Source organism: uncultured Vibrio sp., assembly GCF_947488985.1.
Classification (GTDB): Bacteria; Pseudomonadota; Gammaproteobacteria; order Enterobacterales; family Vibrionaceae; genus Vibrio.
Map to the genome: position 1 here is coordinate 17,165 of NZ_CANLBV010000046.1, position 11,371 is coordinate 28,535.

The window sequence follows — 11,371 nt, forward strand, 5'->3', positions numbered from 1 at the left end:
AATTCTTAAATTAGAGGGAAGCGCTGGCTTCCCTTTTTTGGTGGCGCATTTTGTATACCTTATTTTTTAATAACGAAAAATTATCAAAATAAGAATATTTAATAATTTCACTGATTTGTGCGATTTGAGTAATATGTCTAGCAACAGAGAAATAGGCCGCTTTAATGCAGACCTAAACGAATAATAATAAGCGTCGTGTCGCGAAGCTTAGATTCAAATACTAAGGGTGAATATGAAATTTCTACACACAATGATCCGAGTTGCTGATTTAGACAAATCTATCGAGTTCTACACCAAAGTATTGGGCATGCAAGAGCTAGAGCGCCATGAAAATCAAGATTACCGCTACACATTGGTTTTTGTTGGCTATGAACAAGGTGGCACGACAATTGAGCTAACGTACAACTGGGGCACCAATGAGTACGACATGGGCAATGCGTTTGGTCATTTGGCTCTCGGTGTAGAAGATATTTACGCAGCTTGTGACAAGATTAAATCGCTAGGCGGTAACGTGACTCGTGAAGCGGGCCCAGTGAAAGGCGGTACCACGCACATTGCTTTCATTACTGACCCAGACGGCTACCAAATCGAACTGATTCAACTAGGTTAATCGAGGATATAACAATGACAAACGCACTATTTCAACCAATTCAACTTGGTAATATCGAGCTTAAAAATCGTATTGTTATGCCTCCGATGACTCGCTCTCGTGCAACACAGCCTGGCAACTTAGCGAACGATATGATGGCGACTTACTACGCTCAACGCGCTTCTGCGGGTTTGATCGTTGCTGAAGGCACACAGATTTCACCTATGGGTCAAGGTTACGCTTGGACTCCGGGTATCTACTCTGATGAGCAGATCGCGGGTTGGAAAAAGATCACTGATGCCGTTCATGAAAAAGAGGGCGTTATCTTCGCACAGCTTTGGCATGTCGGTCGTGTCACACACCCAGACAACATTGGTGGTGAGCAGCCTATTTCATCTTCTGCACTGAAAGCAGAAAACGTCAAAGTATTTATCGATAACGGCACTGATGAGCCGGGTTTTGTTGATGTGGTTGAACCTCGTGAAATGACGAAAGAAGACATCAAAGATGTGGTTGAGCAGTACCGCCAAGCGGCTTTGAATGCGATTGAAGCTGGCTTTGATGGTATTGAACTTCACGCTGCGAATGGTTACCTAATCAATCAATTCATCGATTCTGAAGCCAACAACCGTACCGACGAATATGGCGGTTCAATTGAAAACCGTTTACGTTTCCTAGGCGAAGTGGTTGAAGCTATGGTTGAAGCGATAGGTGCAGACCGTGTTGGTGTTCGCCTTGCTCCGTTCACCTCGTTGAATGGTACGGTTGACGCGACGCCAGTAGAGACTTACACAGCAGCGGCAGCACTGCTTAACCTATACAAAATTGTTTACCTGCATATCGCTGAAGTCGATTGGGATGATGCACCGGAAACGCCAAAAGCGTTTAAAACTGCGGTTCGTGAAGCTTATGACGGTGTGCTGATCTACGCAGGTAAATACGATAGTGAGCGCGGCGAAAAAGCGGTAGCTGAAGGCGTAACGGATATGGTTGGTTTTGGTCGTCCATTCGTGGCAAACCCAGATTTACCGGCTCGCATTCAAAACGGTTACCCACTTGCGGCGCACGATCCAAATACCTTGTTTGGCGGTGCTGAAAACGGTTTAACGGATTACCCAGAATACGCAGGTTAAAAAAGCTGTGTGAATCAGAGTATTGAGTTAGTATCTCGATCCTGTTGAATGTTTTATAAAAGCAACCTTGCAGAGCAAGGTTGCTTTTTTTGTTATCGGACGAATTGAAAATGATGAATGTAAAAGCGATGCGCGGCGAGCTGTACCTCCTGTTTGCCACCTTACTCGCTGGGGTCGGATGGATCGCCTCGAAACTTGTGGTCTTGGAAATGCCGGGTCCGGTATTTATCGGTGTGCGATTTGTCGTTGCGAGCCTTATTCTTCTGCCATTTTGTATTCATCATATTCGCAAGCTCTCTGTTAAGCAGATTCTGTCTCTTTGTGGAGTTGGCCTGTTGCTGTCGGTATCGATACAGGTTTGGGTGTTTGCCGTTTCAGTGACGGAAAGCTTATCAGAGGGGGCATTTATCATGAGCTTAGCCATGATCATTGCACCGTTTATTTCTTGGATTTTGTTTCGAGTTAAGCCTAATCGTGCGTTTTGGATGTCTTTCCCTATCGCCATTGTTGGTATGCTGTTGCTGACCTTGGGGAATGGATGGAATATCGAACAGAGTCAGATTTACTTCCTCTTATCGTCGCTACTGCTGTCGATGCATTTTGTGATGAATAAACGGGTGATTACTGATATCAAGCCGATCGCTTCGATCTGTGTGCAGTTGTTTGCGGTCGGTGTCAGTGGTTTAGCCTTTGCCTCAACAACGGTGCAACCAGAATTTGAAATAACCCAAACACTCGTTTTCTGGTTTATCGTGTCAACGGTGATCGCGACGGCGATTCGCTACTTACTGCAAACGGTCGGTCAGCACTCTGTGAACGTAGAGGTGGCGGCGCTGATCATGATTCTTGAACCTGTCTGGACCTTGTTGCTCAGTGTCAGCATGCTTGGGGAAAGTGTTGAAATACAAAAGCTGCTCGGTGGGGCTGTGATTATTGCTTCACTGTTTTGCTATATAAAATGGTCGAGACGAAAATAAACCTTTGTCATCCGTTTCAGTACTCGGCGCTAGGCCGAGTATTGTTTCTTCAGTATCAGGGCGAGAAAACCTGTTAGCGCGTTAGCCGCGAGTCCTTAAGCTCTCACCAATCACCAATCACTAATCACTAATCGTGACCTTAGTGATCACGATATCTTCGCAAGGTACATCTTCGTGCCCCCAACGAGTGGTTGTTGGGGCAGCGGCGATTTTGTTGACCACATCCATTCCGGCGGTGACCTTGCCGAATACCGCGTAACCCCAGCCTGCATTTGTGGTTGAGGTATGATCGAGAAAGTCGTTGTGATCAAGGTTGATGAAGAACTGCGCCGTTGCTGAATGGGGCGCGTCAGTACGGGCCATTGCCACAGAACCAATCACATTTTTCAAGCCACGGTTTGCTTCATTGACAATGGGAGCTCGGGTTGGCTTTTCTGTCATATCGATCGTATGCCCACCCCCTTGAATCATGAACCCTTCAATAACACGATGAAACGTCGTGCCTTCATAGAAACCATCTTGGCAGTATTTGAGGAAGTTCTTCGATGTGACTGGCGCTTTTTCAAGGTTGAGTTCAATCTCGATATCGCCAAAGTTAGTGCTGAAAGTAATCATAGGGCTACCTAAAGTTTAAGTGTGCTGAGTCGTCAATGACCAAAGTGGGGCAGTATAGGCAAAATGACGATGAATGCTAGTAATACCCATCGCAGTTAATAACGGGTCAGCTTAGCTTGTTAAAACGCTCGATAACGGCGTTAGAATTTTTGATCGTAGAACCACGATTGATCAAAACGACTTATAGAAAAGCTGCGCCTTGTTCTTAAGCCTTTCTATGCGCTATTTTTCGCCACTTAACAACCGTGATGGATCTTTGCTGACTCTTATCGCACCAATATGTTTGTTGGTAATGATATTGATAGCAACTGAATCGCTTTGCAATACCATGCGAGTATCATAGAATCGAAGACGAATTAAATGGTATTAATATCGACAGAAAAGAGAATTAGCAGTCAATGAGTAGTATTTTAGAGTGTATTCGTACTGTCGGGCGAGGAGAAAGAGGGCGTAAGCCTTTGTCGTTCGAGCAAGCCCACCGTATCATGGATGAGTATTTAAGCGGAAAGGTTGGTGACGACCAAATGGCTATGCTACTGATGTTAATTCGTGTGCAGAATGAAACCAATGAAGAAATCGCAGGGTTTGTTAAAGCCTTTCAGTCGCGGGTGCCTGACTTGGGGGCTGACATTGATTGGCCATGTTATGCAGGTAAGCGCAATGATACTGCCAGCGGTAAGCCATGGAATTTACTGGCGGCGAAGATATTAGCAGACGATGGCTACAAAGTGTTAATGCACGGCTATATGGACAAACCCAGTGGCCGTACACACGTTGAGACTCACCTAGATTGCGTTGGCGTCCGCAGCGCCCAAGACCCACAAGACGCCAAGCATATCCTTGAAACGGATGGCATTGCTTACTTACCTTTAGCAAACTTCGCGCCGGAGGCTCAAACCATGATTGGTTGGAAGCACCGTTATGGGCTGAGAACGCCGATCAATACTGTGGTTCGAGCATTGAACCCTGGTGGTGGTCGTTTAGGATTACGTGGCAGTTTCCACCCGGGCTTCCCACAACTGCATGCGGAAGTTGAGCATGTGATTGGCAATAAATCTCACTCGGTGATTTCATTTAAAGGGATGAATGGCGAGTCAGAGTACAACCCTAAAGTTAGCCAAACCGTATGGATGAGCTCTCCTGGTAAGGTGGAGTCTTTTTATTGGCAAGGTACCATGAATAGCGAACTACCTCTGCCTTCGGAGTGTGTGCTTGGAACGCCACAAGATGAAATTGAGCTGATGGCGAATAGTGTGGTTGACAGCATGACCGCGATTTTATTCGCAGAAACGCACGATAAGGCTCAAGCGTATTCAAAGGCAACTCAGCTTTGGCAAGCGTATTGTGCTCGCTAGCAAAGCGTAAGAAGAATCATCATGTAACAAGGCCAGCATTTGCTGGCCTTTTTGTTGCCGTTTATTCAGAAAACGTGGGTGGTGATCCCAAGGTAACTGAGCTTCTGTCACCCGATGAGCTGTGTTAAGTCGGGTAAATCAGAGTTTGTTGTGTGGGTATTTTTTTCTTTTTTATTAGCCATAAAAACGCTCGCGAGCCTTTACCTGTCTCGTTTTACTGGCGTGTTCGGTTTTGCCTATCAATAAAATTGTCGAAATCCATTTAGTAAAATCAAGATTTTAGACAACAATTAAATGAAAGCGATAGTGAAAGATATGGCAAAAGTATTTAGGGAGAACACCATGAATTCAATAAAAGTGAAAGATTACATGACACAACAGGTTGTGACATTCACTCCTGATATGCCGCTCAGTCTCGCGCTAGATAAAGTGATGCGCAGCCATCATATGGGGGGCCCTGTCATTGACGATAATGAACAGGTGATAGGTTTTCTTTCTGAGCAAGATTTACTCGATAAACTGGTTAAAGTGAGCTACTTCTGCCAAGATACTCATATTGTCGGTGATTGCATGTACCAAGAAGTACTGTGGGTTTCCCCTGACTTATCGATTATTGAATTGGCAGATATGATGCAGATCGGAAAACCGAAAGCCTATCCTGTGATTGATAACAAGAAATTGGTTGGAATTATAACCAGAACCGATGTATTGCGAGCAATCGGTAAGAATTTGGATGAATGCTTCAAACACCCTGTATAGTTATACCAATCGTAGTAAATACCGGGTCATCCTAGCTGGCTAAAACGCTCGATAACTGCGTTAGAATTTTTGATTTTAAAATAACTGCTTATCGAAAATACTGCCTTGTTCTCAAGCTTTTTCCTACGCGATTTATGAGCACTTACTGTGATAGGTATAACTTGTTAACTAAGATTATTTTTATTAATATTCAGAATAGTTAAAAGGCGCGCTCGCGCCTTTTTTGCTTTGTCGATCGTTAGATTGTGGAACATTAGAATGTGGAGCATGAGCTTGCAGAGTCTTCATTTATTGAGTTTTAGTTTGCATCGCTTTTCGCTGATGGTATTTCAATTTTGGGAGGTTTAATGACGACTCAAACTGCAAAGTTTGTTGAAGGTTCAACCATGCGCCACATCTTGGTGATGTCCGGAGCGAGCTCTGTCGGCTTGATGGCTCTATTTGTGGTCGACTTACTCGACATGTTGTTCATCAGTATGCTTGGGCAGGTTGAATTGGCGGCGGCGGTTGGCTTTGCAGGCACTCTGACTTTCTTTTCAACTTCCGTTTCAATTGGTACCTCCATCGCCATGGGTGCTTTGGTTTCTAAAGCGATAGGCTCCAAAGATAGAGACCACGCCCGAAATCTCAGCATGAGTATCATGCTGACGGCGTTTGTTATCAGCTTGGCTATTACTGTCGTTATGTTTGCTTATATCCCAGAGCTGTTGGCGGCTATTGGGGCTAAGGGTATCGCAGCTGAGCGCGCTCAAGCTTATCTCGAGATCTTATTGCCAAGTGGCCCCTTTCTCGCGCTGGCGATGGCGGCAGGGGCTGGGTTAAGAGCGGCGGGAGATGCAAAGCGTTCGATGTGGGCGACTTTGTCTGGCGGTATCGTTAATGCGATTTTAGATCCTCTGTTTATTTTTGGCTTCGGCTGGAATATCGAAGGAGCGGCGATTGCTTCTGTTGTTGCCCGTTTTTGCGTGCTTTTTTTCTCACTGTATCCACTCATTCGCAGCCATCAGTTGGTCGCTCTCCCTTCTCTTGTGCAATGGCGCATGAATCTTCGCCCTATTTTAGCGATTGCGCTTCCGGCGATTATCACCAACATTGCGACTCCAATAGGGAATGCGATCGTCACGACAGGTATTGCGCAATACGGTGAAGACTACGTCGCCGGTTTTTCGGTGATTGGGCGCTTAACTCCGGTCTGTTTTGCATTGATCTTTGCTTTATCTGGGGCGATTGGTCCAATCATCGGTCAGAACTTTGGTGCGCAGAGAATGGATCGAGTAAAAGAGACATTGAACAACTCACTGTTGGTTACAACGCTCTATACCGTTGCGGTTTGTATTCTGTTGTACTTCCTACAGGACTTTGTGATTCAAGGTTTTAGTTTACAAGGGGATGCCGCGATTATTGTTGCCGCATTTTGTACTTATGTGGCGCTGACCTTCACCTTCAACGGCGCGTTATTTGTCGCGAATACCTCGTTCAATAATCTCGGTAAACCCCTGTATTCAACGGCGTTGAATTTAGGTAAGGCCACATTGGGGACGTTACCTTTCGTCTACTTTGGTTCACAGTGGTACGGTGCGTTAGGTGTGATATATGGACAAGCGCTGGGGAATATTTTGTTCGGGATATTGGGTGTTTTGGTACTTCGTTACCATATTGCTGAACTGATGCAAGGCTCGCAGGTCGACCCTGTTGAAGATGATGTGTCTATCGTTAGCTTGAATACGCAGCCTTTTTGTTCACACGATGCGGTTTTGATTGATGATGTCTCGACCAATCGAGAGAAGTGTGCAGAGATAACGCCGCACAGATAATACGCTAGAGAGCTAGTACGGTAGACAGCTGATAGCGATTATTGATTAACTTCTTCTTGACCTTAGAGTAACCTCCAAGGTTTATACTGGTAAGTAACTTAAGGTGCTGCAATAGAGCGGTAGCGACCTTAAGGCTTTTGAGTATTAAGGAGATACATTATGTGTGAAAAACATGCAGCGTGCCGCTCGGCAAAAGTGGACGTTGAACCGCAAGCCTCTGAGGTAAGCTGTTGCAGCCCTAAAATTTCAAGCATCACAGCGGCTAGTACTTCATCAGGGTGTTGCAGCTCTTCTACTGCGACAGCGTCTTCTGAAGATGATTGCTGTGGCTCCGACAGTGGAGAGGAAGACCGGCATTTATCAACCTCATATCTCGACGCCAAATTTTCCAAAAGTTGGCTGATTGCCGGAATGGATTGCCCAGCTTGCGCAAGAAAAATAGAAAACGCGATCAGTAATATTGACGGTGTTGTTCAAACGAAGGTGCTGTTTGCGACCGAAAAACTGGTGGTTAAATTCGATAGTGAAAATCTTGCTGAGACGATTGAGCAGGTCTCTATCAAAACGGGGTTCCCTCTGACTGAAGTCGGTTCTAAGAAAGAAAAGCAACAACCTGAGACTTTTTGGCAAGCTCATATCCAGTCTAATGTGCAGATTATCGCTATTGCAGCGGCAATGGTGTTTGCTGCGCTTTTGAAAAATACCTCTCCCCAATTAAGTGAAGGTCTGTTCATTGCAACCTGTCTGCTAGGTTTATATCCGGTGGCTAAGAAAGCCGTTCAACTGGCACAGTCAGGGACACCATTTGCGATTGAAACCTTAATGAGTGTTGCCGCACTCGGTGCTCTGTACCTTGGTGAAACCGCCGAAGCGGCGATGGTGTTACTGCTGTTCTTGGTTGGTGAGCGTTTAGAAGCGTATGCCGCATCAAGAGCGAGAAGTGGCGTGCAAGCGCTAATGGCATTGGTGCCAGAGAATGCGACTAAGATCATCAACGGTCAACGTGTCGAAGTCGAAGTCAGTGAACTGGCTCCTGGTGATGTGATTGAAGTCGCTGCGGGCTCTCGTTTACCTGCTGATGGACAATTGATGACCGACGCGGCAAGCTTTGATGAAAGCGCACTCACTGGCGAGTCTGTTCCTGTTGAGCATATCGAAGGCAACAGTATCATGGCCGGTGCTGTGGTCGTGGATAAGGTGGTGCGTATCACCATCACTTCTAAGCAGGGGGAGAACGCGATTGACCGTATATTGCATCTGATTGAAGAAGCGGAATCTCGTAAAGCACCATTAGAGCGATTTCTCGACAAGTTCAGCCGTTGGTACACACCACTAATGATGTTGGTTGCTCTGTTAGTCATCATCACACCACCATTGCTATTTGCTCAGCCATGGGAAACTTGGGTTTACCGTGGCTTAGCCTTGTTATTGATTGCGTGCCCGTGTGCATTGGTTATCTCGACACCCGCTGCGATTACCTCTGGTTTGGCGGCGGCGGCGAAACGTGGGGCGCTGATTAAAGGTGGCGCAGCACTAGAGCAGCTTGGTAAAGTTCAAACCATAGCTTTCGATAAGACGGGCACATTGACCAAAGGTAAGCCTCAAGTCACTGATATTCAGCCTCTAGCGGGTTGGCAGCAAGAGGCCATGCTGAGTGTAGTTGCAGCGATTGAAGTCGGTTCGACTCACCCATTGGCGCAGTCATTGGTTGCTAAGGTAAAAGCGCTGAATATTGAGATCCCTGAATCACACAACAAAAAAGCGCTCATTGGTAGCGGTGTTGAAGGTGATGTTGATGGGGTGAAATATCAGGTTCTGTCACCGTCGAAAGTCATGTTCGAACTTAGTGCCGATGTTGTTTCTCAGGTTGAAGTATTAGAAGGCGAGGGTAAGACGGTTGTGGTTGCTCTAGCTCTAAAAGATCTTGAGCTTAAAGTTAATGAAGAATCAACAGAGCAAGCGACTGTGATAGGTCTGATTGCTTGGCAAGATACGTTACGCAGTGATGCTAAGCTTGCGATTGAGCGCCTGAATGACTTGGGTATTCAATCTATCATGCTCACTGGCGACAATCCGAGAAGTGCAGCAGCGATCAGCAGTAAGATCGGAATGCAGTACAAGGCCAATCTACTGCCGAGCGACAAGGTGTCTTACGTTGAGGCGTTATCTCAGCAGTCGCACGTGGCGATGGTCGGTGATGGCATTAACGATGCGCCAGCAATGAAAACGGCGAATGTCGGCATTGCAATGGGCGGTGGTACGGATGTCGCGTTGGAAACGGCAGATTCAGCACTGACTCATAACCGCTTAACCGAGCTGCCAGCGATGATTGAACTGTCGCAAGCGACTATGAATAACATTCGCCAAAACGTGGCCCTTGCGCTGGGTTTGAAAGGCGTGTTCTTGGTGACCAGCTTGTTAGGTATCACTGGTTTATGGATGGCAGTCTTAGCGGATAGTGGTGCGACCGCACTGGTGACATTAAACGCTCTGCGTCTGCTTCGATTTAAGTCTCAAGTGGATCAGGTCTAAAGCGGATTAAGTTCAGCTCAGTGATACAGGTTAGTCGTATTCAAAGTGACTAGGGCGTGTTGATCTTTCGAGCTGTTTTTTGCAGCGAGTTGCTGGGTATTTATACAAGACAGAGGCTTCGATGTGTAGCTAGCCTACATGAGAAGCCGATAACGTAGTAGAAATGACCAGCAAACGCTGCCCGAAGGGTTCGGCTAAAAGCGTTTTACTCTTTGTTGAGGGAGATTTGCTTAGAGTGACTAGGCTACTTCCCCCTCGCCGCGATTAAAACGCTTTTATCTCGAACAAAATTTAACCACGAAAGATCAACACGCCCTAATATTGAACGCGTCTAACATTCAAAGCGACTAGTAGAAAAGCGCCTTTAGCGGTAATACGCGAAAGGCGCTTTTTGTCTCATTAGTATGCAACACAGGCGTAAAGGCTGCTTACTTTTGTGATCTGGATTAGGTATTTGTGTAACGCAGGTTTCTGTTGCTCCCATTGGTGTGATTTATGTCACTACATTGCATGGGAAGCTTGGTTAGAGTGTATTGGTACCCCACTAATTTACTATGAGCTTAAAGAAGGGTAAAAAGCCCAATAAGCCAAAGGAGCAAACTATGTCTCAAGCTGTTTTTCACTTAGGTGTTACTGAAGCTGATCTTAACGGTGCGACTCTTGCGATTATCCCGGGAGATCCTGCTCGCGTGCAAAAAATTGCCGAAGAGATGGAGAACCCTGTATTCCTGGCGAGTCACCGTGAATACACGCTTTATCGTGCAGAGTTAGACGGCAAACCCGTTGTTGTATGTTCAACCGGTATCGGTGGGCCATCGACTTCTATCGCCGTTGAAGAGCTTGCTCAGCTTGGTGTTCGTACTTTCTTACGTGTTGGTACGACAGGCGCTATCCAACCACACGTAAATGTGGGTGACATGATAGTTTCTACTGGTTCTGTTCGTCTAGACGGTGCTAGTCTTCACTTTGCGCCAATGGAGTTCCCAGCCGTGGCAGACTTCGATGTTGCAACAGCAATGAAAGCAGCAGTGGAAGAATCAGGCGCAGCCGTTCACATGGGTGTAACCGCTTCCAGTGACACTTTCTACCCAGGTCAAGAGCGTTACGATACCTTCTCGGGCCGCGTTGTTAAGCGCTTCCAAGGTTCAATGCAAGAATGGCAAGACATGGGCGTTCTTAACTTTGAAATGGAATCTGCAACACTGCTAACAATGTGTGCAAGTTCTGGTCTGAAAGCGGGTTGTGTTGCGGGGGTCATCATCAACCGTACTCAAAAAGAGACCCCTGATCACGACACATTGAAAGTGACCGAAGCGCGTTCGATCAAAGTAGTTGTTGAAGCGGCACGTAAAATGCTCTAAGTCTTTAGAGCAATATTTTCAGAGCTCTCTTCTGAGTACTGATATCGTCGTACTTCGACAGATTTTGAAAATGGCTGCATCATATGATTCGGCCATTTTTATGGTACGGCGTTAATGCTATCAATACAGAAAAACCACAGATACAAAAAAGGCGCATGATAATACCAATTTGATTAAATTTCTGATCTAATAGTAACTCTGCTCGGAGGTACTATATGGACATTAATTTCCCTCAA

At 46.0% G+C, this 11,371-nt stretch carries 9 protein-coding genes; 8 read left to right on the top strand and 1 reads right to left on the bottom strand.

All coding sequences use genetic code 11. The annotated features are described in order from the left end of the window. Window positions 1–232 precede the first annotated feature (232 nt). From gloA to Q1A70_RS11620, 3 genes are all read left to right on the top strand, one after another. The gene (gene gloA, locus Q1A70_RS11610) at window positions 233–610 is read left to right on the top strand and encodes a lactoylglutathione lyase (protein ID WP_299691120.1); all 378 of its coding nucleotides are present in this window, start codon (window positions 233–235) and stop codon (window positions 608–610) included. Between the two features lie 14 nt (window positions 611–624). Continuing rightward, window positions 625–1,722, top strand: coding sequence for an alkene reductase (locus Q1A70_RS11615; RefSeq protein WP_299691117.1), 1,098 nt, complete (start codon window positions 625–627; stop codon window positions 1,720–1,722). A gap of 110 nt (window positions 1,723–1,832) precedes the next feature. Further along, entirely contained in the window at window positions 1,833–2,699 is an 867-nt protein-coding gene (locus Q1A70_RS11620) for a DMT family transporter (RefSeq protein ID WP_299691114.1), read from the top strand. A 120-nt stretch (window positions 2,700–2,819) separates the two neighbouring features. Here Q1A70_RS11620 and Q1A70_RS11625 read toward each other — a convergent pair whose 3' ends face one another. Next, a complete protein-coding gene (locus Q1A70_RS11625; RefSeq protein WP_299691111.1) occupies window positions 2,820–3,314 on the bottom strand; it encodes a peptidylprolyl isomerase in 495 nt (164 codons plus the stop codon). A 398-nt stretch (window positions 3,315–3,712) separates the two neighbouring features. Here Q1A70_RS11625 and Q1A70_RS11630 point away from each other — a divergent pair, with 398 nt between their 5' ends. The 5 genes from Q1A70_RS11630 to udp all read left to right on the top strand — a co-directional run bounded on the left by Q1A70_RS11630 (window position 3,713) and on the right by udp (window position 11,135). Then, on the top strand, window positions 3,713–4,669 hold the full coding sequence (locus tag Q1A70_RS11630; RefSeq protein ID WP_299691108.1) for a glycosyl transferase family protein: 957 nt from the start codon (window positions 3,713–3,715) through the stop codon (window positions 4,667–4,669). Between the two features lie 342 nt (window positions 4,670–5,011). Next, on the top strand, window positions 5,012–5,428 hold the full coding sequence (locus Q1A70_RS11635) for a CBS domain-containing protein (RefSeq protein WP_299691103.1): 417 nt from the start codon (window positions 5,012–5,014) through the stop codon (window positions 5,426–5,428). Between the two features lie 347 nt (window positions 5,429–5,775). After that, window positions 5,776–7,242: an MATE family efflux transporter gene (locus tag Q1A70_RS11640; protein WP_299691100.1), complete on the top strand. Its 1,467-nt coding sequence runs from the start codon at window positions 5,776–5,778 to the stop codon at window positions 7,240–7,242. 159 nt (window positions 7,243–7,401) lie between these two features. Further along, window positions 7,402–9,774: a zinc/cadmium/mercury/lead-transporting ATPase gene (locus Q1A70_RS11645; protein ID WP_299691097.1), complete on the top strand. Its 2,373-nt coding sequence runs from the start codon at window positions 7,402–7,404 to the stop codon at window positions 9,772–9,774. 602 nt (window positions 9,775–10,376) lie between these two features. After that, window positions 10,377–11,135, top strand: coding sequence for a uridine phosphorylase (gene udp, locus Q1A70_RS11650; protein ID WP_050646881.1), 759 nt, complete (start codon window positions 10,377–10,379; stop codon window positions 11,133–11,135). Window positions 11,136–11,371: the final 236 nt, after the last annotated feature.

What these genes read in the sequence shown, in the direction of transcription:
- gloA (WP_299691120.1), top strand. Translation starts at nt 233, where the DNA reads ATGAAATTTCTACACACAATGATCCGAGTTGCTGATTTAGACAAATCT.
- Q1A70_RS11615 (WP_299691117.1), top strand. Translation starts at nt 625, where the DNA reads ATGACAAACGCACTATTTCAACCAATTCAACTTGGTAATATCGAGCTT.
- Q1A70_RS11620 (WP_299691114.1), top strand. Translation starts at nt 1,833, where the DNA reads ATGATGAATGTAAAAGCGATGCGCGGCGAGCTGTACCTCCTGTTTGCC.
- Q1A70_RS11625 (WP_299691111.1), bottom strand. Translation starts at nt 3,314, where the DNA reads ATGATTACTTTCAGCACTAACTTTGGCGATATCGAGATTGAACTCAAC.
- Q1A70_RS11630 (WP_299691108.1), top strand. Translation starts at nt 3,713, where the DNA reads ATGAGTAGTATTTTAGAGTGTATTCGTACTGTCGGGCGAGGAGAAAGA.
- Q1A70_RS11635 (WP_299691103.1), top strand. Translation starts at nt 5,012, where the DNA reads ATGAATTCAATAAAAGTGAAAGATTACATGACACAACAGGTTGTGACA.
- Q1A70_RS11640 (WP_299691100.1), top strand. Translation starts at nt 5,776, where the DNA reads ATGACGACTCAAACTGCAAAGTTTGTTGAAGGTTCAACCATGCGCCAC.
- Q1A70_RS11645 (WP_299691097.1), top strand. Translation starts at nt 7,402, where the DNA reads ATGTGTGAAAAACATGCAGCGTGCCGCTCGGCAAAAGTGGACGTTGAA.
- udp (WP_050646881.1), top strand. Translation starts at nt 10,377, where the DNA reads ATGTCTCAAGCTGTTTTTCACTTAGGTGTTACTGAAGCTGATCTTAAC.